The 23,352-nt window shown below is 63.1% G+C and carries 20 protein-coding genes, 1 tRNA gene and 2 pseudogenes; 1 reads left to right on the plus strand and 22 read right to left on the minus strand.

The features are described from left to right. From ACQ4MM_RS08275 to ACQ4MM_RS08350, 16 genes and pseudogenes are all read right to left on the minus strand, one after another. Positions 1–975: a glycosyltransferase gene (locus ACQ4MM_RS08275; RefSeq protein WP_431476923.1), complete on the minus strand. Its 975-nt coding sequence runs from the start codon at positions 973–975 to the stop codon at positions 1–3. After that, entirely contained in the window at positions 972–2,093 is a 1,122-nt protein-coding gene (locus ACQ4MM_RS08280) for a glycosyltransferase (protein WP_431476924.1), read from the minus strand. The genes ACQ4MM_RS08275 and ACQ4MM_RS08280 overlap by 4 nt, the downstream gene beginning before the upstream one ends. Further along, complete coding sequence (locus ACQ4MM_RS08285; RefSeq protein WP_431476925.1) at positions 2,090–3,598, minus strand: hypothetical protein; 1,509 nt, start codon at positions 3,596–3,598, stop codon at positions 2,090–2,092. Before ACQ4MM_RS08285 ends, ACQ4MM_RS08280 begins: the two co-directional genes overlap by 4 nt. 25 nt (positions 3,599–3,623) lie before the next feature. Beyond that, on the minus strand, positions 3,624–5,999 hold the full coding sequence (locus ACQ4MM_RS08290) for a heparinase II/III domain-containing protein (protein ID WP_431476926.1): 2,376 nt from the start codon (positions 5,997–5,999) through the stop codon (positions 3,624–3,626). 152 nt (positions 6,000–6,151) lie between these two features. Then, positions 6,152–7,684 (minus strand): hypothetical protein, encoded by a 1,533-nt coding sequence (locus ACQ4MM_RS08295; RefSeq protein WP_431476927.1) that lies wholly within the window; start codon positions 7,682–7,684, stop codon positions 6,152–6,154. A 7-nt stretch (positions 7,685–7,691) separates the two neighbouring features. After that, on the minus strand, positions 7,692–8,366 hold the full coding sequence (gene epsI, locus ACQ4MM_RS08300; protein WP_431476928.1) for an exosortase-associated protein EpsI, B-type: 675 nt from the start codon (positions 8,364–8,366) through the stop codon (positions 7,692–7,694). Between the two features lie 7 nt (positions 8,367–8,373). Beyond that, entirely contained in the window at positions 8,374–9,258 is an 885-nt protein-coding gene (gene xrtB, locus ACQ4MM_RS08305) for an exosortase B (protein ID WP_431476929.1), read from the minus strand. A 1-nt stretch (position 9,259) separates the two neighbouring features. Next, on the minus strand, positions 9,260–10,132 hold the full coding sequence (epsG, locus tag ACQ4MM_RS08310) for a chain length determinant protein tyrosine kinase EpsG (RefSeq protein ID WP_431476930.1): 873 nt from the start codon (positions 10,130–10,132) through the stop codon (positions 9,260–9,262). Next, on the minus strand, positions 10,133–11,068 hold the full coding sequence (locus ACQ4MM_RS08315; protein WP_431476931.1) for a hypothetical protein: 936 nt from the start codon (positions 11,066–11,068) through the stop codon (positions 10,133–10,135). Next, positions 10,995–11,552 carry a Wzz/FepE/Etk N-terminal domain-containing protein gene (locus ACQ4MM_RS08320; protein ID WP_431476932.1) on the minus strand — a complete coding sequence of 186 codons (558 nt, stop codon included), beginning with the start codon at positions 11,550–11,552 and terminating at the stop codon, positions 10,995–10,997. Before ACQ4MM_RS08320 ends, ACQ4MM_RS08315 begins: the two co-directional genes overlap by 74 nt. Positions 11,553–11,561: 9 nt before the next feature. Continuing rightward, positions 11,562–12,353, minus strand: coding sequence for a polysaccharide export protein EpsE (epsE, locus tag ACQ4MM_RS08325; RefSeq protein ID WP_431476933.1), 792 nt, complete (start codon positions 12,351–12,353; stop codon positions 11,562–11,564). Positions 12,354–12,374: 21 nt separating this feature from the next. Further along, complete coding sequence (locus ACQ4MM_RS08330) at positions 12,375–13,256, minus strand: EpsD family peptidyl-prolyl cis-trans isomerase (protein WP_431476934.1); 882 nt, start codon at positions 13,254–13,256, stop codon at positions 12,375–12,377. A 60-nt stretch (positions 13,257–13,316) separates the two neighbouring features. Then, a complete protein-coding gene (locus ACQ4MM_RS08335; RefSeq protein WP_431476935.1) occupies positions 13,317–14,699 on the minus strand; it encodes an undecaprenyl-phosphate glucose phosphotransferase in 1,383 nt (460 codons plus the stop codon). A gap of 15 nt (positions 14,700–14,714) precedes the next feature. Beyond that, complete coding sequence (gene epsL / locus ACQ4MM_RS08340; protein ID WP_431476936.1) at positions 14,715–15,902, minus strand: XrtB/PEP-CTERM-associated polysaccharide biosynthesis outer membrane protein EpsL; 1,188 nt, start codon at positions 15,900–15,902, stop codon at positions 14,715–14,717. A 47-nt stretch (positions 15,903–15,949) separates the two neighbouring features. Next, positions 15,950–16,552: a CAAX prenyl protease-related protein gene (locus ACQ4MM_RS08345; protein ID WP_431476937.1), complete on the minus strand. Its 603-nt coding sequence runs from the start codon at positions 16,550–16,552 to the stop codon at positions 15,950–15,952. A gap of 246 nt (positions 16,553–16,798) precedes the next feature. Further along, positions 16,799–18,713: pseudogene (locus ACQ4MM_RS08350) on the minus strand (ATP-binding cassette domain-containing protein). A gap of 79 nt (positions 18,714–18,792) precedes the next feature. Between ACQ4MM_RS08350 and ACQ4MM_RS08355 the strand changes: the two are divergent. Continuing rightward, positions 18,793–18,867, plus strand: a tRNA-Arg gene (locus tag ACQ4MM_RS08355). Between the two features lie 33 nt (positions 18,868–18,900). On the opposite strand, the gene ACQ4MM_RS08360 is transcribed toward ACQ4MM_RS08355, so the two are convergent. The 6 genes and pseudogenes from ACQ4MM_RS08360 to ACQ4MM_RS08385 form a co-directional block, all read right to left on the minus strand. Further along, entirely contained in the window at positions 18,901–19,617 is a 717-nt protein-coding gene (locus tag ACQ4MM_RS08360; protein WP_431476938.1) for a PEP_CTERM-anchored TLD domain-containing protein, read from the minus strand. 42 nt (positions 19,618–19,659) lie between these two features. Further along, positions 19,660–20,052 carry a RidA family protein gene (locus tag ACQ4MM_RS08365; RefSeq protein ID WP_431476939.1) on the minus strand — a complete coding sequence of 131 codons (393 nt, stop codon included), beginning with the start codon at positions 20,050–20,052 and terminating at the stop codon, positions 19,660–19,662. 9 nt (positions 20,053–20,061) lie between these two features. Beyond that, positions 20,062–21,223 (minus strand): annotated as a pseudogene (locus tag ACQ4MM_RS08370) (acyl-CoA dehydrogenase family protein). A 1-nt stretch (position 21,224) separates the two neighbouring features. After that, entirely contained in the window at positions 21,225–22,079 is an 855-nt protein-coding gene (locus ACQ4MM_RS08375) for an enoyl-CoA hydratase family protein (protein WP_431476940.1), read from the minus strand. Beyond that, the gene (locus ACQ4MM_RS08380; protein ID WP_431476941.1) at positions 22,076–22,561 is read right to left on the minus strand and encodes a MarR family winged helix-turn-helix transcriptional regulator; all 486 of its coding nucleotides are present in this window, start codon (positions 22,559–22,561) and stop codon (positions 22,076–22,078) included. The genes ACQ4MM_RS08375 and ACQ4MM_RS08380 overlap by 4 nt, the downstream gene beginning before the upstream one ends. A 13-nt stretch (positions 22,562–22,574) precedes the next feature. Beyond that, positions 22,575–23,351 carry an SDR family NAD(P)-dependent oxidoreductase gene (locus ACQ4MM_RS08385; RefSeq protein ID WP_431477006.1) on the minus strand — a complete coding sequence of 259 codons (777 nt, stop codon included), beginning with the start codon at positions 23,349–23,351 and terminating at the stop codon, positions 22,575–22,577. Position 23,352 lies beyond the last annotated feature (1 nt).

Genomic DNA, 23,352 nt, shown 5'->3' on the forward strand with positions numbered 1-23,352 from the left:
TCATCCTAGCAAGAACTGCTCGATTTCAGCGCCCGGTTCGCCGCGCCCTTCCAGCCTTCCCGCCGCCAGCCGCACGCGCTGTGCCAGCTCCTCGCGGCGCGCCGGCTGTTCAAGCGCACGCGCCAGCGCCTGGCGCATCGCCGCTACATCATTGTGCGGCACGAAGCCTGGATAGTCTTCGCCGAGATAGGCTTCGATCGCTTCGTGGCGGGTCGCCACCAGCGGCTTTCCATGCCGCAGCACACGCAGCAGAACGCTTTGCCCGCACGCTTCGCCGAGTCCGCGCAGCGGCATCGCCACTACGCTGCTGCGGGCCAGCAGGCCTTCGAATTCAGCCTCCGGCAGATCGCGCAGGATGCGCGTGCTGTCACGCGCCGGCTGGCGGATCTGGTTGCGCTGGGACGCCACGATGACCAGTGGCGCCGGCAGCGGTTCCGCCGCCTCCAGCAGCAGGTCGTAATCGCGATTGGAAAAGCCGCCGGCGAAAATGCTGCCATCATCGTCCTGTTGCGAGGCGCGGCCGTCGAGCTCCTGCCGCCATAGATGACAATGCACATCCTGCGCCGCCATGCCGACATTCTGCACAAGGTTGCGCGCCTCGCCGGGCGAGAAGGCGATGAAACCCAGGCCCGGCACCCGCAGTGCACGCAGCACGCGGTCGGCCAGGCGGCGCGCCCGCTTGCCGTGAACGAAGCAGCTCATTACCAGCAGGCGCTCCGGCCGCGGCAGCAGATGCACCTTGATCAGCGCCAGCACCGGCAAAGCCTGCCAGCCGACGACCAGCAAGCGGTCTTTTTCCGTCCACAGGCCGACGCAGCGCAACAGCTTTGGGGAAAACATGGACAGCACGATGGCGAATTTTCCACTCATTCCCGGGCTACCCGCCCCAATCACCGTGACCCGTGCACCGCGCTCGCGCAGGTACTCGGTGATGTCGCGGTAACTGCTGGCTTGCGGAAGCAGCACATGGATCATGGCCGCCTCCCCTCCGCCACCACTTCGCGCAGGATCTGCAGGTACTGGCGGCTCACCACGTCGGCCGTGTGCTCCGACGCATAGCGCAAGGCGCCGCCGTCCTGCAGGGTGCTGTAGTACTCCGCATCGTCGTACAGGCGATTGATGCTGGCCAGCATGGCCGGCACGTCCTGCGGCATCATGCCGGTCCAGCCGGGCACGATGCTGAACGTCGATTGCGGGCAGAGCACCGGCGTGCGCGTCGACCACGCATCGCACAGGAAGCCCCAGCCGGAATTGCTTTCCGTGTAAGCGAACCAGGCCGACGACAGGCGTTGCAGCGCCTCGATCCGGGTCACCCCTTCCACATGTTCAACGCGGTCGCCAAGGCGCGCCTGCAATTTCTTCACAATGTGGGCATACGGCCCGCGCCCGATGATCACGAAGCGTTCCACCGGCGTGTGTTCGAGGATGGCCGGCACGGTCTCCAGCCAGCGCTCGCAATTCTTGTGGCGGATCAGCGAGCCGACATAAATCATCTCACCACGCCGCCGTTCGCGCGCCGGCCGCCACTCCGCCGGCCGCTGCGCGCAATGCGCGGCGTAATAGGCGCGCCGCCCGCGCAGGCCAAGCGTCGCCAACTGCGGCAAGTCGGCCGGATCGTTGCTCATCAGCGCATCCACCTGCCCGCACACCTGCCACCAGCGCATGCGCCCGGCCACGCGGCCGATGGCCGGCACGCCGCCGTAATAGCGCCGCCGCAGCAGCTGCACCGGATCGGCCGACTCCACGCGCAGCAGCACCGGCACCGGATACAGTGGCCGCAGCATCTCCAGCAGCGGCAAGCTGTGGAAGGAATTCACCAGCAATACATCGGGCTTGAAGGCGTCCGCGATTTCACGCACTTGCGGCAGGTAACGTTCCGCTTCGTGCGACAGCGCACGCAGGCTGGGAAAGATGCGGTGGATCCGCACGCCCTGGAAATTCTCGTATGCCTGGCCCGGTTCCGAACTCTTGAGCGCGGACACGCGCGATGTCACCACCTCCACCGCCACGCCTTTCGCCACCAGCGGCGGCAGCACGTACGCCACCTCGTCGAAGGTGGGATTCAATCCGGGATAGATGGCAAGCACTTTCATGAAACCTCGCGCAGTAGTTGGCGTCCCAGCACTCGGTTGATAAGCTGTCGATCTTTCTCATCAATCGCACCCGACAATAACAGCGCTACAGCAAAAACGGCGCACAGCAGCAGAGTTCCGATAGCGGCGGCAAGCACGCCTTGCCCGGGCAACAGCCACGCCACAACGGCCGCCGCGCCGATCGCCAACAGCGCGCGTGCCCACCAGCGCACTCCCAGCGGCCACGCGAAGCCACGCCGCCGCATGCCGGCCACTACCAATCCGTTCACGATCAACTCGTTGCCAAGCAAGGCTGCCGGCACCAGCCACAGGCCCAGCGCCGCGGCGCCGAGCCAGGCCAGCAAAGGCAGCACCAGCAAGGAACACAAGGAAGCCAGTGCCCACATGCCCATCAAGCCAACCGCATTGCACACCACATTGAGGATCAGCCGATGCAGGCGCAACGCCAACCAGCCGCACAGCACCGCAAACAGTAAGCGGTACTCACCGAAGCGCCCGCCGCTGGCCAGTTGCAGCACCAGGTCGCCGTACACAGCCGCCACCGCCAGCACCGGCAACAGGCTCAGTGCGCTGATCTTGAAGACGAAATGCGCCCAGCGCTGCAATTCGCCGTAGTCGCGATTGCCCGCGTAGGCGCCGATCATGCGCGAGCGCACTACCGAGAAAATGACCATGCCGGGCATGTAGTTGCGGATGATGTCGGTCAAGCGCAGGACAAACCCCAGACCCGCCATGGCTTCCGGCGCCTGGCTGCGCGCAAGCAGCAGGATCAGGCAGGATGGCGAATACAGGTATTCCACGATGCCGCTGGCATAGTTGTGCAGGGCCACCGCACGCATCTGTGCGCGGCTCGGCTGCTGCCATCCCGCCTGCGCCGCTGCCGGTAGCTTACGCACCGCATCAGCGAAAAATCCGGCCGCCAGCAGCAGCGCTGCCCCGCTGGCCAAGAGCTCCGCCAGCAGCAATGCGCGTGCCGTGCCGCCGTCCATTGCCAGCAAGGCGCAGGCAATCACGGTGCCGCGCAGCACCGTGACGATTTGCATGCGCGTTTGCAGGGCCAGGGCTTCCAGCGTGTTGTCGCGCAGGATACGCATCACGCCCTCCACCACCAGCAGGACAGCCACCACACCTGCCAGTTCGGGCGGGAAGCTGGCAGGCAGCCAGCCCAGGCCGCGCGCCGACAATAAGCCGCCCGCCACCAGCACCAGCAGCAGCAAGCGGCAAGCTGCGACGCCAACCACCAGGCGCGCCAGCGCATGGCGGCTGCCGCGCAAGCGATATTCGGGAAGGAAGCGCAACAGGACCCAGTCGAGGCCGAAACTCGATAATCCGAGGACGAGTTCCACCAGCGCCATGCCAACCACATAGTGACCGAATTCGGCAGCCGGCAAGACGCGTGCCGACAGCCCGAGCACGCTGGCTGTCAGCACGGCGGTCGGCACTTTGCCGACCAGGAAGGCGGCGATATTACGCCGCGTTTGGGAACCCGAGTATGGTGCTGTCATAGCATGGCTCAGTCCCCCTGGCGGCTCAAGGCAGCGGCAGTGTGATGGTCTGGCTGCCCACCGTCAGCACGCGGCTGGTGGTGCCCGTGGTCAGCTTGACCACCGGCTTTTTGCAGCCCACATCCAGCAGCACCACAAACTCGCCCTTGAGTGCGGCGGGACGCGTGAATGCTGCATGGTCCTCGATGCCGGTGCGCGGCGCCGGTCCGTCGCGCTTGACCAGGCTCGCTCCCGGCGTGATCGATCGCACGCACAGCGAACGGTCGCCATTGACGATGGTTGCGGTGCCGTCCGTATTGGCCGTGATCGCCACCGCTGCATGGAAATTCCAGTCCCAGGTATGGGCCACGGGCGCGGTCAGCGTATCCATCACCACGGCCGCATCCTGGCTGCGGAAGTACCACACCTTGCGCCGGTTCAGCGACAGCGCACCTTCGAACGCCGGGGTGGCATCGCCCTCCACATAATCCATGGCGGAGGTGGTCGAGAAGCCGGTGATCTTGCCGTTGCGGCCCAGGTTCACGGTATTGCCATCGATCCGCTGCCCAATGCCATTGTCGTAGGTGACCGCGTTATGCGATTTGGTCGCACGGTACCAGCTGCTCCACAATGGCGAGCCGTACCAATCGTAATAACCGGCCTCGATCAGCAAGCGCTTGCCGCCGCTGTTGAGCACAATCGAGTTCTGGTCGCCATGGCTGTGGTTGTACGAACCATAGGGACTGGCCTTGAAATACAAGGAAGTGCGTTTCGTGTCCGCCAGCGAGCTATGCATGGCGGCCCAGCCCACGCTCGGATAGAACGCGCCGTTGGGCGGCGGCACCGCGCTCGCGACGGTAGTGACAGGCAGCGGCGACGGCGCCTGCAGCAGGGTCAGCGGATCTTCCACCCCGCTCATGCTGTTGTAGTACCACTTAGCGGCCGGCGTATTGAAACGCGAGGCAAACGCCTTCAGCAGGTAAGTGTTGGGCACGTCCTCATGGCCGTCGCCGAACACATGGTTCGGTGTGCCAGGCGGAACGAAGTGCGCCATGAAGCGCAGGAAGCCATCCGACCAGGGCTTGCGGTAAATCGACACGCCCAGCGCCTGGCTCAGCGGGTCCCAGATCTGCACCGAAAAGTCGGCTGCGGCTTGGCCGTATGCGGTGCCGTTGGCATAGCCGCCTTCCGGGCCGCTCCAGGTGTAAACCTGGTGCACATAGGTGCGCACCGCAAAGTCGAACCAGGTCTGGGCCGCCGGCACGTCACCCAGGTTCAGCGCCGCGATCAGCGCCAGGAAGCCCAGCGTATTGCCGCCGTGCGCATCATACGGGTACTGGTCCATGCGGCCATTGCTGCCGGCCAGGTCATTGTAGATGTCCGTGGTACGGCGCGCAATATTGGACTGCCAGGTTGCCTTGCGCGTGGCGTCGAGATTATTCCACAGCATGTCCAGCGCCTTCGACAGCGACAGTGCAATGGTGCGGGTGGCCTGATCCTGGTTGGCATAGCTGGTCGGCCCGGTCGGGCTCAGGGCGGCCAGTTCATCGCCACGCTTGATGGCTTCGTTGAGGTAAGCGGTCGCGATTGCTTCGCCTTGCTTCAAGCGGTACAGCAGGGCCGCGGCCTCCACCTGGTGCGAGGTGCGGTTGATGCGATTGCGGATGTCCGAATTCTGGTTGCTCAAGGCGGTGGTCATGGTGCCGCTGCTGATCAGCGGCCAATCGCTATCCTTGACCGGCGCCATCGTCATGCGCGACTGCACGGTTTCGATCAGGCGCCGCACCTGGTCGCCGCGCTCGGTGACCATTGCCGAGGGCCACTTCAGGTAAGGCAGGAAAGTCGGCGACAGCATGCGCGAACGTCCATGCCGCAGCACATTGTCGCGCAGGGTCGCATTGTCGTAGACCTCGAACTTGATGGCGCTGCTGTCGATGGTAAAGCTGCGAACCGTCGACCAGTCCTTGGCAACCGGTTCGGCCAGCGGCACCACGGCCGCTTCGGCCGCCGCTTCGATCTGGGCCAGATTGGAGCCGGCGGCCTTGGCCTTGGCACGCGCCGCAGCGTCGGCATCGTTCATCGCCTGGGTACGCGCAAAGGGTGCGACCTTCCAGGTATAGATACCGGCAGTGGGGAAAGCGTGGGTCGGCAACAGCCAATTGCGCGGCACTACATATTTGCTTGGCGAGGCGGTGCCTGGCGGCTGGATGATCACCAGGTACCAGGTGGCCGAAGTGGCAATCGGATAACGCGACCAGGAAAACCCGGGCGGGTTCTGTGGCTGCAATTGCATTTTGTCCGGCGCGGGGCGCACCGCTTCGATGTTGGGGGAAATCGCCCAGTCGGCACGACTTGCTGTCGCGAACGTGGTCAGCGCCGCAAAGACGGCATAGGGAAACAGGGAATATTTAACGAATTTCATGTGATACTCTCCAAACAATTTCGTTTGCGAATCAATAAGTTAACCGCGATATGATCCGCTACAACAAGGAAAGTCTACATCACGCATTTCACAAATTCGTTTCTGAGAGACAAAAGTTTTGTAACAATGTCGCTCAGAAATGACACAGTTCCCTAGCGTTGGGACGAGCCGAAACGGCATAACTGGACTATCGTCCCCATGCACATCATCAGGAGCAGCTGGGCGGTGGGTTCATCCATCAGCGCGCGGTTATAGACCAGCATCATCAGGAACAGCAGCATGGCTGCGACGCAGGTATCGGCCAGCGCGAGCTGGGCCACGCTACCTTGTTTTCTGCGCACGTAGCGCCAGGCAGCTAGCAGGGAAAACAGTAGCATGGAGCCATAAGCGAGAGCGCCCAATAGGCCCACATCCCATAGCAAAATGCCGAGCGCGGTGGCATCGAGGTGCAAGGGCTGGTAACGCTTGGCAACCTCCCCGGCGCCAAGCAGGCCGGACGGCTTGGACGCGCCAGGCCCGTAGCCGACCAGGCGGCGCGGCACCGTTGCCAGCGGATCGTTGGCCCACAGCGCGAGCGAAGCGGCGCGGCTGATCTCGCCAGTGCGGTAATTGACGTTGTTCGGGTCAAAGAAGTAGCCGCCGCCGCGGTCCAGCTTCTCGGCCACGTTATGCGCCGACTGCACCTTCTTGCCCCAGTAAAGCGTTTCATACACGGTATAGGTGGTGCCGACGAAGGCTGCCAGCAGGATGGCGAAGCCGATAAAGGCGCCGATGCTGCGCAGGATTCGGCGCCGCAGCACCCAGGCCAGCACCAGCGGCAGCCAGATGAAAGCCGCTTTCACTTCACCGAGCAGGATGATGGCAAAGCCGATTGCCTGGAAAGCCCACATCGCCTTGCCCGACATCTGGCCCGCGTTCCAGCGCGCCGCGGCATAGCCCATGGCCAGCACGGTGAACAAGACCATGATGGCGCTATTGCCGCCAAAGCCAGGCGTGCCGCCGAAGGTGCCGACGATCGAATCGAAGGAGGTCGCCGTGGCGACGAAAAAGTGCTGGTACAACACCACCGGCACCTGGATCAGCACCACCCAGAACATCATGCGCCAGCTGATCTCCAGGTGGTTCTCTTTCCAGCGGAACCAGTACAAGGCGAACAGCACCGAGAACATCGGCAGCATGGCCTTCGCCGCGGAAAAAATCTGCGTCTTGGGCACGCGGTTGAAAACCAGGCTGATGACAAAGGCGGCCACGAACAGCATCGCTGCAATTTCAACGGTGGAGCCGTCGCCCTTGCGCATGTGCTGCTGCTCGCGCTTGTGCACTACCAGGTCGAGCAGCGCGCGGCAGAAGAACAATATCGCCAGCCCAAAGGCGAGCCAGGCGGCCGGCCGCAATTTCAGGAAATAGACGGCCGAACCTTGCAGCAGGAAGGTCAGCACGAACAGGCACCAGAACATGCCGTGCAGCGGCAGCACGAACAACATCAGCACCGACAGCACCGCCGTGCCGACAATTGCTATCAGCGGCGGCGAATCCAGCCCGCCCACCATGCCCACGAAAATCGCCAGCAGCATGAAGGGCAACAACAGCATCAGCGGCAGGCCGCGATTCGGGCGAGCCAGCGCGCGCTGGCTGCCGCCGGCAGTCGCGGTCGCGGCGCGATGGAACAATGGCAGGCGCATCATCGTTCCCCTATTCGCTGAACACGCCGACCAGGCGTTCGCGTGCCGGCTTGTCCAGTGCCGCCAGCATCGAACGCACGAACTGGTCTTGCAGGGCATATGCCGCACCGGATTCGGCGCTGATGCTGGAGACCCGCACCAGCATCCCGTCCGGCACCGTGCCGCTCAAGCCGTAGCGCAATTCCTGCAAGCGCTGGTCGACACCGGGCATGGTCGCCTTGCGCCCGACCGTAATCCAGTAAGTAATCGGCTCCTGCCGCGCACCGGCAACCGCAAACAGGCGCTTTACCGGCAGCAGGCCAATTCCCGTATCGAGGCTGCTTTTCTCGCCATCACGCACGGTGAAACCCTGCGCCGTGTAGCACACCTCCGGCTTGTGCACGCCCATATTGTCGCTCTGGTCGCCGCCGTAAGCGATCGACAGCATGATGCGCTCGCCATTGCGGTTGACGTAAGTACGGCTCAGCGTCTGGTTGTAGATCTTGTCCAGTTTGGCCTGGGTGGCAGGATCGACCTGCAGCGGCATCACCCGCGCATCGACCTGCCACTCGCCGAAGTTGCGCGGCACCATCTGCTCCAGGCTGAACCGGCCCGCCGTATCAGCCATGCGCGCGGTCGGCGTCAGTGCCCGTGTCACTGCGGCCGAACACACCATCAGCGCGCCCAGCACCAGGCTTACCATCATCGATTTTTCATGAGTTGCGCCACTTGACGAACCATTGCAGGAAGGCGTCCACGCCGATAATCAGCAGCAGCGCCGTAATGAATAGCACCATGCCGGCAAAGCCATGCAGGAAGCCCTGCCCCGCCGCGTCGCCAAGGTAATAGGTCACCAGCGACAGCGTGATCACCCGGATCACGTTGGCCGTGAACGAGATCGGGATGATCAGCAAAGCCAGCGCCACGTTGCGGAAGGCCGAGGAATGGCGCACCACGTTCAGGTAGAACAACCCGAGCGCTTCCAGCGTCAACAGCGTTTGCAGGCCGGCGCAGGCATCGGCCACCAGCAACTGGTACTGACCCACTTGCAGGATCACGCCGCTGCGTGCGATCGGGTAGCCGGCCGCATACATCAGGTGTTCGGTAGCCCATGAGACCGCCATCTTCATCGGCATGGTCAGCATGCCGACCAAAGGCCCCGGCAACGGCACCATGAAAGCCATGAAGAAGAAGGCAAACCATTGCACACGCAGCGCGCCGTGGCCGCATTTGAGCATCAGCACCGCAGCCAGCAGCAGGATGAAGGAGGCAATCTCGAAGGCGATGATGCCTTGCGAACGGCCCAGGATATACGCCAGCAGGCCAACGCCCAGCACCGGCCAGCCGATGGCGGACGGCTGGCCGTCGGCCCGCGCCAGCATGGCCGGCCATTGCCGGTACATCAGCCACAATGCGAGCAGCAGGATGATCGGGCCATGGGCCTGTTCCTCGGTGGCCCACAAGCCGGTAAGCAGCCGGTAGAACGTGGGCACGTACAGCACCAGCATGCCCAGCAACACCGGCAGCCAGTCGGGCAACGCGTCGCGCAAGGCCGCACGCGCGGCGGATGGCGGGCGGATGGCCAGGCCTGGCTCCACGTCAGAACTCCAGCAGCACGGAACCTACGACTTCGGCGCCGGCATAGCGCACCTGTTCGCTGAGCGCCGCCACATCGTAGAGCGAAGTGGCATTCCGGTGCACCACCAGCAGCACGCCATGGGCGCGCGCCATCACCGGCAGCGAATCGTGGGCGGTCAGCACGTCTGAGGTGTCATACAGCACCACGTCGTGCAGCGCCTCGAGCTGGGTATTGAGGCCGGTGAAATCCTTGCGCGCCAGCAGTTCGGCCGGATTGGGCGGCAGCGTGCCCGCGCCCAGCACGGCCAGCGATTCGAAGGCGTCGATGCGCGTCACCGAGGCCATCGTGGCGCGCCCGGCCAGCATGTCGGACAGGCCGGTCTTGCCCTGCAGGTTGAAGATCTCGTGCTGCGAAGGCTGGCGCAGGTTGGCGTCCACCAGCAGCGTGTTCTGCCCGAGCTGCGAGAACACTACCGCCAGGTTGGCGGCAAACAGGCTGGTGCCGGATCCCGGCTCGACGCCGACGATCGCCAACGATTTATGGCCGCGTGCAAACCAGCGCAGCATCAGCTGGCCGCGCACCGCGCGCAGCTTCTCCACCTGGCGGCTGAACGGGTCATAGGCCGCCACCAGGCGCGAAGAGAAATACTTTTCTCCGGCCGGGACGTAGGGGTAGTCGAACTGCCGCGCCAGCACTTGCTGGATGTCGGCCGCGCTGACCATGCCCAGCGCCTGCGCCGCCTCGCCGAAGCGGATGCCGGTTTCCTCCTGCATGCGCAGCACGGCCACGGTATTCTCCGGCGTCAGCTTGCCCGCTTCCTGCAGCAAGGCGCCGATGGTCGCATCGCCCACGCCGTGCGGCGAGGCGGGATTGAAATGCAATGGGCTGTTCATTCAGCTCCTCCTCAATTCAGCCGCAGCGTGCGCGGCGCATGCAATTGCGGCAGCCCGAAGCGGCGCTGGCGCGGCGGATTCCAGTCGATCGTGGCCAGCACCGGAATGTGCATCACTTCGGCCAGGTCGGCTTCCGACCGCACGCGGCGATCGAACATCTCGGACAGCATGGCAATACCGATGCCCAGCATGGTCCCCCAGCAGCAGCGACAGCACGGTGTTCAGCACGACGCGCGGGCCGGCCGGTTCGATCGGCGCCACGGCCGGATTCAGCACCGACACGTCGGACTGGTCGTTGCCGCCCTCGATGCGGGTCTGCGACGAGCGCTGCGAAGCATTGTCGAAGGCGCGCTGGGTACTCTCGACATCCTTGTTCAGCACATTCATTTCATCGCGCTGGCGATTCAGCTGCAGCACCTTGGTCTTCTGCTCGGCCAGCGCCGTGCGCAACGCCGCTTCGCGCTGGGCGAACACATTGGCGTTGTTGCTGACCGAGGAAGTCACCAGGGCCGTCTGCTCGTTCAGGCCGGCCCGCAGGCGCGCCACTTCCGCCGCAGCGCTCTGGTATTGCGGGTGGTTGCGGCCCAGGCGCTGGCCCATCTCGGCCAGTTTGGATTCCTGCTGCGCCAGGTTGACGCGCAGGTTCTGCACCACCGGGCTGGCGGTCACGTCCGGCGAAGCGCTGCCGGAGCCGCGCGCCACCGACTGCCGCGAATTGGCCTCCATGGCCTGCGACTGCGCCGCCACCAGTTGCGCCGACAAGTCGTTCAGGCGCATCGATTCCACATCGAGCCGGTTGTCGACGCTGACGATGCCATGCTCCTGCTGGTACTTGGAAAGCTTGGCCTGCGCCACTTCCAGGTTATCGCGCAGCACCTTCAGCTGGGAGTCGAAGTAGCTGGTGGCTTTCTTCAGCGGTTCCACCTTGAGCTGCACATTGATCTTCTGGTAACTCGTCGGCGAAGGCATTCGCCACCGCGGCGGCGAACTGCGGGTCGGACGCCTTGAAGGTCACGTTCAGCACCGAGCTTTCCTTGGCCGGCACGATATCGAGCTTCTTTTGCAGCAGCTCGGCCAGCCAGTCGCGCACCGTGCCCTTGCCGCCGGTCGACTCGGTGAACTGGGCGATGACGGCCGGGCTGTCGGCCAGCTTCAGCTGGTCCACCACGCGCAGCGCGACATTCTTGCTGCTGATGATGTCGATTTGCGTTGCCATATAGCCGGGCATGAGCTGGCCCGGCAAGGCCATCCCGGTCAGCGGGTCGACGCCCTTGTAATTCATCACCAGTGAACTGGTCGCCTCATACGTCTTGGGCAGCAGCAGGCTGACGACGAGGGTGGCGGCCACCGTGACCAGCAAGGTCAGCAGCACGATCTTCTTACGCGCCTGGAGGATCAGCAGGAACTGGGCGAAATTCATACATCCTCCTTAGAACCAGCTTTCCTTGATGAAGATGACGTCGTCGGTCTGCACCACGTCTTCATTTTTGGCAGCGATCACTTGCACCGAACCGTCGCCGCCGCGGCGCTTGATCTTGATGCCGCTCTCGGTGCCGCGCGGCGTCAGGCCGCCGCCGACCGCCAGCGCCTGGCTGACCGTCATGGTGCGTTCCAGCCGGAACGAACCAGGGCGCTGCACTTCGCCATAGATGTAGAAGCGCGGCGAACGCTCGGCATAGATCACATCGTTGGGACCGAGTTCGATCTCCTTGTCGAGCGCCCCATTGCGCACCATGTCGACCACGTCGATCACGGTCTTGGAGGTCTTGCCATCGCGGGTGCGCACCACGCTCACCGTATCGCCGCCATCGACATTGAAGCCGCCCGCCTGCGCCAGCATATCCATCACACCGCGCTTGCCGCCATCAAGCGGATAGCGGCCAGGACGATTCACCATGCCCAGCACCGACACTTGCGCGCTCTGGATCTGCGAGACGATGATGCTGACCTGGGCATTTTTCAGGTAGCCCTTCTTGACCAGCTGTTCGCCGATCGCCCGTTCGGCCTGCTGCACCGTCATCCCGCTGACCTTGACCTCCCCCAGCAAGGGGAAAGTGATCTTGCCCGCTTCGCTGACCCGGGTTTCGGTCGACATGTCGGGGTTGCCGAACACGGAAGTCTTGATCACGTCGCCAGCGCCCAGCGTCAGGTCGGCGGCCTGTGCCAAACCTGCGCCCAGCACAAAAGCCATCGCCGCCATCCACATCAGTAGTCGTTTCATGATTGCTCCTCGATCCAGTTTTTATTTGAGGCCAGCCACGCCGCGTTCCAGGGCGGTGGCCGGGGCCCCCGCGTCCGCTACCGGCGAGGGCTGGTTGATATAGGCTATCTTGGCGCTGGCGCGCAGGCGCTTGACTTCCTCTTCCGCCGACTCCTTGCCCTTCTTGGCGACCAGGTATTGCTCGATCTGCGGCCGCGCCGCATCCAGCTCGACCGGGGAGGAGCGGATATCGGCAATCGTCACCAGCATGCTGCGTTCGCCTTCGCGCACGATGAACAGCTGGCCTTTCGCCAGGGCCAGCAGCTTGGCCGATAGTTCCGGCGGCAGTTCCGAGCCGCTGCGGCTCAACTGGGCTTTCTGGTACTTGACCTTGTGCTGATCAAGCCAGGCCGCCACTTCGTCGAGCGAACGGGTGCTGTCCATCACCGCTTTCAGTTCATCGGTCACATCACGGGTCGGCAAGACGATTTCGCGCATATCGAAATGCTTGCGCTGCGCGAAGAATTGCGGGTTCTGGCTGTAGTAGGCTTCCACCTCCGCCGCGCTCGGCTTGGCCGGCGTGCCGATGCGTTTCTGCATATAGGCCTGGGCCAGGATCACCGAGCGCGCCCGCTCGATCGCCTGCACCACGCGCGGGTCGCGGTCGACTTTTTCTTTCGCCGCTTCGCCGATCAGCAGCTGGCGGTCGATCAGCGCCTCCAGCGCCTGCTTGCGGGCGGCTTCCTGTTGCGTGGCTGGGGCGTTGCTGCGCGACAGTTCATCGTTCAACTGCAGCACGGTGATTTCCTCACCGTTGACGTTGGCCAAGGCCTGGCCCGGTTTCTGTTCCACCTTGCTGCTGCAGGCGGAAACGAGAATCGCCAGCATGCCCGCGAAAGCCATATTCGGGTTGATGTGCTTCAAAATATCCTCCCTCGACTGTTGCAACTCATTCTAATAGCGCGACGAGCGCGCACGATTGATTCAGTACGCGTTTTGCCGGTTCAATACCACCTTGACTGTCCGCAAGATAATCCACAGGTCGAGCCACAGCGACCAGTGGCGCAGGTAATCCAGGTCATAGCGGATACGCGCTTCCATCTTTTCCAGGGTTTCCGTTTCACCACGCAGGCCGTTGACCTGGGCCCAGCCGGTAATGCCCGGCTTGACCTTGTGGCGCAACATATAGCCCTTGATTAGCTTGCGGTATTGTTCGTTGTGGGCAACGGCATGCGGACGCGGCCCGACAATGCTCATCGATCCTTGCAGCACATTGATGAACTGCGGCAGTTCATCCAGCGAGGTGCGGCGCAGGAAGGCGCCGATTTTGGTGATGCGCGAATCGTGGGCCGTGGCTTGCCGCACCACCGCGCCGTCTTCGGTCACACGCATCGAGCGGAATTTGTAGACGATGATTTCCTCGCCATACAGGCCGTAGCGGCGCTGGCGGAAGATCACCGGGCCCGGCGAACTGATGCACACGGCCAGCGCAATGACCAGCATCAACGGCACCAGCGCCATCAGGATCGCGCTGCCGATCAGCACGTCGCTGGCGCGCTTGACGATGCCGTCAAAGCCGACAAACGGCGTCTCGCAAATCGCCACCACCGGCATGCCGCCCACGCTGTCGAAGCGCGCCTGCATCAGGTCGAACACATAAATGTCGGGCAGGAAATATACCGAGGCCGTGGTGTCCTGCAACTCGTCGAGCAGCTTGCGGATGCGCGGCTGGGCCGAGATCGGCTGGCTGATGAAGATCATCTTGATGTGGTGGTCGCGTACGAAGCCGGCCACATCGCCCATATCGCCCAGCACGGGATGCGACAGGCCGGATTTGCGGCGCTCGGCGGTGCGGTCGTCGAAGAAGCCACGCACGCTCAGGAACAGGTTGGGCATGCGCTCCACCGTGCCGGCGAATTTGGTGCCCACCTCATTGGCGCCGACGATGACCACCGAGCGCACCTCGCTCTCCTTGGCCGGATCGGTACCGACATGGCGCGCCGCCAGGTGGCTCATCAGCAGTGCAAATGGCGTGGCAAGGAACCAACTGAACACGACCGCCTCATCGTAGTGGTAAGCCAGGCCGCTGACGTTACCAAGGAACACCAGGATCACCGCAGTAACGATCCAGCCCATGAAGATATCGCGTGCGTAAGCAGTAATGCGGCCGCTGCGCCAGGTGCGATACGGGTCGACATGCTGGTACACCGCCGACGAAATGAAGAAGGCCAGCACCATCAGTACCAGCGAATAACCGGTAAACGGCTCCCCATACACCATTGACGTGGCGTACAGCATCCCCATGATGATCAGCGGATCGAGCACACGCTGGAAAAAGGAGACCAAAGGAATATCGTTTACCGTCATCGTCGCTCCTTGTCATCAGAATTGCACTGTCGCCATGAATGAAACACCCTTGGCCTTGTAACTGCCGGTGCCGATCAAGGGCGTGCCGGTACGGCGGTCCTTGAAGCCCGTCACGCTCAGCTGCACCTTGCGCCAGGGCTGGTAGACCACCCCGATATTGGTGCTGCGCGTGGTATCGCTCGGGTCGCCATCGAAGGTGACGTAAGGCATGCGCTCGAACTTGCGCTTCTCACGCTTGAGGCCGGCATTAGCCTGCACCTTGGCCGAGATATCCCAGGCGGCAGTCAGGCTGGCGCCCTTGTTGACGCTGTTATTCACCACAATGCTTTCTACCGCAGCGAACTCACGCCATGCGTCGGCAGTGAAGCGCAGTTTGCTGCGCGGCCGCCAGTTCAGGGTGGCGCGGCCATTCAATCCGCTGGTATCGCGCTCGGCGAAAGTATCGTGCTTGCGCTTGGCATAGCCGGCCAGCAGTTGCAGTTGTGTGATGTCGCTGTATAGCCAGTTGACATTGGCCTTCAGCTCGTCCTGCGTATAGTTCTGGTCGAGAAAGGTGCTGCCGATTCGGCGCGGGTTCAGGAAGTTGCCTTTGATATGGCGCGCCACCAGGCCCACCCTGCTGCCGCTCGACGCGTGGTAGTCGATGCCGACTTCGCTGCGGTCTTCCTTACGGTTGTTCAAGCTTTGCGCTTCCAGCTCGTAATCGAAGCGGTCGCGCTGGAAGCCTGTGTAGATGCGCCAGCTCGGATGCATGCGCCAGCCGCCGTTGGCATACTGGCGGCGCTGGGTACGCAGGTTGCGCTGTTCCGAGTGAAAGTCGTTGAATGGCGTCAGCACCTGCTGGTAACTGCCACCGATATTGCCGTCGAAATGGTTGCCGATCACCCACGCCCAGTCCAGGCTGAAATCCTTGCCGTTGTAATCGAGCTGCTCGTAGTGATCGAAAGTCACGCGCGAGACTTTTGCTTGGCCAGTAATCTTCTGGCGCCCGATAGGGCGCTCCAGCGCGATGCCGGCAATCGCTTGGCTGGCACGGTCCGAACGCTGGATGGCGTCCGGTGAATTGTCCGGAAGGCGCAGCAGGTTATCGTCATACGACTGGCCCACGCTGATGAAGGGCTTGAAGGTTTCGCTGATATCCGCCTGCGCCGGACAGCACGCCAGTGCGGCAGCCAGCGCCAAGGGAGTTGGCAGGATGCGCATATTATTTTTAGCCTTTTATTGACACTACCAATAGGTCCAGCTACCGGTCACCTGATCCAGGCAGCCAACAAGCCGTTGGTCACGGCATGTCCCAGGATGGGAGTCCACAGCGTTTCGCTGCGCATGTACAACAAGGTGTAGGCGCTGCCGGCGACGATGCCGGCCAGCCACAAGTTATGTTCGATACCGAACAGAAGAACGGAAATCGTCGCTGCCCGCAGGCCAACACGCGCCGGCCGCAGTGACAGGAAGTCACGCTGCTCAAGCCAGCGCAACAGAAAGGAACGCCAGAACAGTTCCTCCATTAACGGCACCACCAATGCCGCACCGAAAGCACGCACGGCAACCAGGGGCCAATCGATGCGGCCATCGCTGCCTGCCGCATCGAAGCCTCGCGGCGCGCCGAGGTGCATCCAGCTCGCATCGAGCGCAATCCACAGCACGAAGACGGCAGCGCCAATGCCGGCCGCCAGCAGCGCATCGCGCCGCGCCGGCAGCGGGCGTAACTCCCGGTAGTGTTTGCGCCACGCAAGCAGCATGGCAAGCACCAGCGCAATCTTGACGGGATACAGCCAGCGCATGGTGGTCGCGTGCGCACCGAATCGTTCAAGCACGTCGGCGAAGATGAGGAAAGCAATGAAGGGTGGCAAACGGCAGCACGCGCGGCATGACGGCGCTGCCGTTGGCGCGCAGTGCGAGCACAGGCGCGGCAGCCGCTCTCGCCTGTGGCTGCTGGGAAACGCGTTTAGGTGGCTGCTGTAAAGTCACGATATCTGCCTTCCCGTTGGAAATGCCGAAGCAGGACTGCCTCGGCATTAAGGTTGTCAGATATTACAGCGGGCAATCGTGCGCAAGCGCACGAAAGTGAGAAAGTGCAAAGAGTGGATTGCGTTACATCAAACGTTATTACGGGTTTCGATGGCTTCCCAACGTTCCAGCGCTGACATCAGCTCTACCTCAATCTGCGCCACGCGGGTCGTTGAGGCGCTTCGCTTCCGCTGGCGTCTTCTTGTAGAAGTCCGGATCGGACAGCGCCAGGCTCAGCGCAGTCTGCTCATCTTCCAGCTTGGCAATAAGCTGCGGCAGTTCTTCCAGTTCGCGCTGCTCTTTGTAGCTGAGTTTTTTGCCTTTGGCCTGCGCCGGCGCAGCCGCTTGGGGCGCCGGAGTCGCGGCGGCGGCCGGCTTGGCGTCGGCTTTCTTCGACGCCGCAGCGCTGGCGTCGCGCACGCGCTCCCAGTCGCTGTAGCCGCCCACGTACTCTTTCCACCTGCCCTCGCCCTCGGCAACGATCACTTGCGTCACCACGTTATCGAGGAAGGTTCGGTCGTGGCTGACCAGGAAGACGGTGCCGGCGTAATCTTCCAGCAGTTCTTCCAGCAGTTCCAGCGTATCGATGTCGAGGTCGTTGGTCGGTTCGTCCAGCACCAGCACGTTGGCCGGCTTGGCGAACAGGCGCGCCAGCAGCAGGCGGTTACGCTCACCACCAGACAGGGAACTGACCAGCGAACGCGCGCGTTGCGGTTCGAACAGGAAGTCACCCAGGTAGCTCATCACGTGCTTGCGCTGGCCATTGATCTCGACCCAGTCCGAGCCCGGCGCAATGGTGTCGGCCAGCGTGGCGTTATCATTCAGCTGGGCACGCATCTGGTCGAAGTACGCCACCTGCAGCTTGGTGCCTTGCTTGATCATGCCGCTGTCGGCCGACTCTTCGCCCAGTACCAGTTTCAACAGCGTGGTCTTGCCCGCGCCATTGGGGCCGATCAAACCAAACTTATCGCCACGCATGATGATCGAGCTGAAGTCCTTGACGATGGTCTTGGCGCCGTAGGTCTTGCTCACATTTTCCAGCTCCGCCACGATCTTGCCGGAACGCTCGCCGGTGCCGACTTCCAGGCGAACCTGACCCTGCTGGTCGCGGCGCGCGGCGCGCTGCTCGCGCAAGCGCTCCAGCCGGCGCACGCGGCCTTCATCGCGGGTGCGGCGCGCCTGCACGCCCTTGCGTATCCATACCTCTTCGGCCGCCAGGACCTTGTCGAACTTGGCGTTTTCGATTTCTTCGACAGCCAGCTGTTCGGCCTTGCGCACCTGGTAGGTGGTGAAGTTGCCCGGATAGGACATCAGGTTGCCGCGATCGAGTTCGATGATGCGGGTCGCCACATTGTCCAGGAAGGAACGATCGTGGGTAATGAACAGGATACTGCCTTTGAAATCGCGCAGCAGCGCTTCCAGCCACGTAATGGAGTTGAAGTCCAGGTGGTTGGTCGGTTCGTCCAGCAGCAGCACGTCGGGGGCGCCGACCAGGGCGCGCGCCAGCGCCGCGCGCTTCTTGGTGCCGCCGGACAGGGTTTCAATCAGCACCGCGCCATCCAGGTTCAGGCGTCCGAGCACGGTTTCCACCTTGTTCTTCAGGTTCCAGGCATCGCCGGCATCGAGTTTGACCTGGATGTCATGCATGCGCTCCATCAGCGCATCATCATCGCCCTGGCCGAACTTGCCGGTCAGTTCATCGTATTCTTTCAACAGCGCCGGCAACTCGCCCAGGCCGGATGCGACCGCGTCGTACACACTCTGGCCGGCTTCGAACTGCGGCTCCTGCTCCACGTAGACGACTTTCAGGCCCTGCTGCATGACCAGCAGGCCGTCGTCCAGCTTCTGGAAGCCGGCAATGATCTTCAGCAGGGAGGATTTACCGGTGCCGTTGCGCCCGATCAGGCCGACGCGCTCCCCGGTTTCGAGGGAAAATTCAGCGTGGTCCAGCAGGGCGTGGTGGCCAAAAGCCAGTTGTGCAGATGTTAATGAGATGACAGCCATGGGGGTGCAATATGTGACGGGAAAAGACGCATTTTACCTGTTGCCAGCCTGTCAGCTATAATTGCGCTCGCTTTGCGTCCTCCCCGTAGCACAATGGATAGTGCACATGCCTCCTAAGCGTGGGATACTGGTTCGATTCCAGTCGGGGGGACCACAGCGCCCCCATCGCGGGCGGCGCAGCATCGCGTCATCCTGCGGCCGCCGCGGGAGAGCGGCGCCACATGAACCCAATCACGCACAGTCCTGACAGCAGCATCATCCACGTCCCCGTTTCCGGCACGGCGAATATCCGCCACACTTCCATATCGCCGTAGGTGACGTTGGGCGATTTGTAGTCGCGTCCATCGAGCAGGCTGGAGTCGAAGTTGCTGCGTTCGGGGTCGATGTAGGAATACATGATCGAGTAACCGCCGTTGGTCAGGTCCCACGGCACGTACAAGTCGTGGCCGGCGCCGAACACCGGTCCGGTCCTGGCATCGTTCCAGGTTTGGAAAGAACCGACCGTATCGAGCGCGTAAGTGCGCGGCGTCTGGCGATGCATCTGGCGCGACGTCAGGTTGAACAGGAAGCCGGTGCGCTTTGCATCGTCGGTCGTGATGTGGAACTTGCCGGAAGAATCCCAGCTTTGCGGGTTGTAGCCGCCCACCTTGAACATCTGCCCCAGCTCATTGGTGGCTTCCATCACGGTAAATGTACGGCCTTTGCCGTCCACCGCCGCGTGGAAATCCGCTGCGGTCTGTCCGTCGCGCTTTTTATATAAGCGCTCCAACCTCACCGGCCCATTACCCAGCCAGGTCGATAGCTGGGCGACCTCCGCATCCGTCAAGAGCGGTGTCGCAGCTTGCGCCGTCGTCAGGACTAGCAGAAAGATAGCGCCAATCAGGCGCACGAGAAGTTTAGCCATGGCATTGCACCTCCACGGCCGGACTATATCACTTCATTAAAACTACGCGGGCACGACTGCCGTGACCTCGATCTCCACCTTGGCACGCGATTCCAGCAAACCGGCCACTTCGACTGCCGTCATGGCCGGATAATGCTTGCCGATCAACTCACGGTAGATGGCACCGATGGCTGTATAGGCGCCCATGTATTCATGCTTGTCGACCACGTACCAGGTCATGCGGGCAATGTGTTCCGGACCGCCGCCGGCTTCCTTCAGCACCGTCAGGATGTTTTCGATCGCCTGGCGCACTTGTCCGGCGAAATCGTCCGTTTGAAATTCGCAATTCGCGTCCCAGCCGATCATTCCGCTGACGAAGACCATGCGGCCGGTGGCCGCGATGCCATTGGAATAGCCGCGTGGGCGCGCCCAGCCTGGCGGTTGTAATATTTGCATAGTGACTCCTCAGCCTTCGCGCAGCAGCTCGCGCGCGATGATCAATTGTTGTACTTCGGTGGCGCCTTCATAAATCCGCAGCGCGCGGATTTCGCGGTACAGGCGCTCGACCGGATGTTCGCTGACCACGCCCATCCCGCCGAACATCTGCACGGCGGCGTCAATCACCTGCTGCGCGGTTTCGGTAGCGGTCATCTTGGCCATGGCGGCTTCCTTCGTCACCTTCTGCCCCTGGTCGCGCTGCCAGGCGGCGCGGTAAGTCAGCAAAGCGGAAGCATCGACACCGGTCGCCATCTGCGCCAGCTTGGCTTGCGTGAGCTGGAAGTCGGCCAGGGTCTGGCCAAACATCTTGCGGCTTTGCGCATGCGCCAGCGCTTCGTCCAGTGCGCGGCGGGCGAAGCCCAGCGAAGCGGCGGCCACCGAAGTGCGGAATACGTCCAGCGTGGCCATCGCAACCTTGAAGCCCTGCCCTGCTTCACCCAGGCGCAGGCTGGCGGGAATGCGGCAGTTGCTGAACTTCAGGCGCGCCAACGGATGCGGGGCGATCACGTTGATGCGTTCCGCGATCTCGAAGCCGGGCGTTTCCTTGTCGACGATGAAGGCGCTGATGCCACGTGCGCCGGGCTGTTCGCCGGTGCGGGCGAAGACCACGTAGAAGTCGGCGATACCGCCGTTGGAGATCCAGGTCTTCTCGCCATCGAGCACGTAATGGTCGCCATCCTGCACGGCGGCGCATTGCATGGCGGCGACGTCGGAGCCGGCTTGCGGCTCCGACAACGCGAACGCGGCGATGGCTTCGCCTTGCGCGACGCGCGGCAGGTAAGCTTGCTTGTTGGCTTCGCTGCCGAACAGGGCTGATGGCACCGGAGCCCAGGCCCTGCATGGCGAACGCGAAATCGGCCAGCCCATTGTGGCGCGCCAGGGTCTCGCGGATCAGGCAGATGGCGCGGGTGTCGATGGCGTCCAGCGCGCCACCGTATGCGGCGCCGCCGACGGCGTGGCGCAGCCAGCCTGCTTTGCCCAGCGCCCGCACCAGTTGGCGGCACTGCGCATCGGTGTCGCTGCCGTGGGCATCGCGCACGTGCTGCGCCGCCCACGCATCCAGATCGCGCTCCAGCGCGGCGTGGCGCTGCTCGAAGAAAGGCCAGCCCAGGTAGGATTTATCGGCCATCTCAATCGCCCTCGAACAGGGGTTTCTGCTTTGCCACGAAGGCGTGGTAGGCGCGATGGAAGTCGTTGGTGGCCATGCAGATCGCTTGCGCCTGGGCTTCGGCTTCGATCGCTTCGTCAACGCCCATATTCCATTCCTGCTGCAGCATCTTCTTGGTCATGCCATGCGCGAAGGTCGGGCCGCTGGCCAGTCCCTGGGCCAATGCTTGCGCCGCGGCGAGCAGGTGTTCCGGCGCGTGCAGGCTGTTGAAAAAGCCCCAGCGCTCGCCTTCAGTACCGGACATCGAGCGGCCGGTGTACAGCAGTTCGGCAGCGCGGCCCTGGCCGATAACGCGCGGCAGCAAGGCGCAAGCCCCCATGTCGCAGCCGGCCAGGCCGACGCGGGTGAACAGGAAGGCGGTCTTGCTGCGCTCCGTGCCGAGGCGGATGTCGGAGCCCAGGGCCAGCATCGAGCCGGCGCCGGCGCACACGCCGTCAATGGCCGCGAGCACCGGCTGCGGGCAGGCGCGCATGGCTTTCACCACGTCGCCGGTCATGCGGGTGAAAGCCAGCAGGCCAGGCATATCGAGCTTGGTCAGCGGGCCGATAATTTCGTGCACATCGCCGCCGGAACAGAAGTTCTCGCCGGCGCCGGTGATGACGATGACCTTGACGTCGTCGGCATACGCCAATGCGCGGAACAGTTCGCGCAGTTCGGCGTAGGACTCGAAGGTGAGCGGGTTCTTGCGCTCTGGGCGGTCCAGGGTGAGCGTGGCGACACCCTGCTGCACCGTGAACTGGAAATGCTTGGCCTGGTAGCCTGCGAATTGTGCGCGGTTGCCCGGCAGGTGTTGCGCTTCCCCTTGCAGGTATTTCATGGTTTGTCCTTTTGTTCGCGGGCGTACAGGTGGCCCTTCATTTGCGACAGCAGTTCGATGAGCTGTCCCTTGTCTTCTTGCGAAATCTCTTGCAGCAGTTCGGCGACCCAGCTTTCGTGGACTTCGGCCATTTGCGTGAAGACTTTGCGGCCGGCCGCTGTCAGCTTGACACTGAAGGCGCGGCCATCTTTCGGGTCGGGCACGCGCGCCACCAGGTGTTCCTGCTCCAACTGGTCGGTGATGCCGGTGATATTGCCGCCGGTGACCATCATGCGTTTGGAGAGCTCGCCCATGCGCAGGCCTTCCGGGTGGCGTTCCAGCTGCGCCATCAGGTCGAAACGCGGCAGCGTGATGCCGAATTCGGTGCGCAGGCGGCTGCGGATTTCAGTTTCGATCTTGTTGGTGCAAGAAAGCATGCGCAGCCACAGTTTCAGCGACTGGTGGTGGTCGTTGGTCAGGCGGCTTTCCAGGTCTAATTGCATGGTTCCGGTTTCCTTACATGACTTCACCGCCGGCGACGGCGATGGATTGGCCGGTCATTGCGCTGGATGACGGCTGGCAGAGCCATGTCACGGCGTTGGCGACTTCCTCGACCTGCACCAGCTTCTGTTGCGGGTTGCCGGCTGCCAGCTCGGCGCGCGCCTGCCCTTCGCTGCGGCCGGTTTTCTGCATGATGTTGGCGATGGCGTCTCGCACGATGTCGGTTTCAGTGTAGCCAGGACAGACCGCATTGACCGTGATGTTCCGGGTCGCCAGTTCCAGCGCCAGCGCTTTCGTCAAGCCGATCAGGCCATGCTTGGCGGCGACATAGGCGCTGACGTATTTGTAACCTTTCAGCCCGGCGGTGGAGGCGATGTTGATGATCCTGCCCCAGCCCTTTTCCAGCATCTGCGGCAGTACCGCTTGAGTGCAGTGGAAGGCGCCGGTCAGGTTCACGTCGAGCATTTGCCGCCAGTGCTGGCTGGTGGTTTTCGCAAAAGGCGCGGGCTGCGCCTGCCCTGCATTGTTCAGCAGGATAGTGATCGGTCCGAGCTGCTGCCCGGCTGCCGCGATGGCAGCATGTACCGCCGCTTCGTCCGTCACGTCCAGCACGCAGGTCGCCACGCGCGCGCAGCCGGCAGCGCGAAGCGACGCTGCAGCGTCGGCGAGCGAAGCGGCATCGCGTCCGGCGATGGTCACGCTTGCGCCCTGCGCCAGCAGCGCGCGCGCGCAAGCGAGGCCGATGCCGCGGCTGCCGCCGGTAATGAAAGCATGCTGGCCGGTAAGCGGCATC

The organism is Massilia eburnea, from assembly GCF_050709955.1.
GTDB lineage: Bacteria > Pseudomonadota > Gammaproteobacteria > Burkholderiales > Burkholderiaceae_D > Rugamonas > Rugamonas eburnea_A.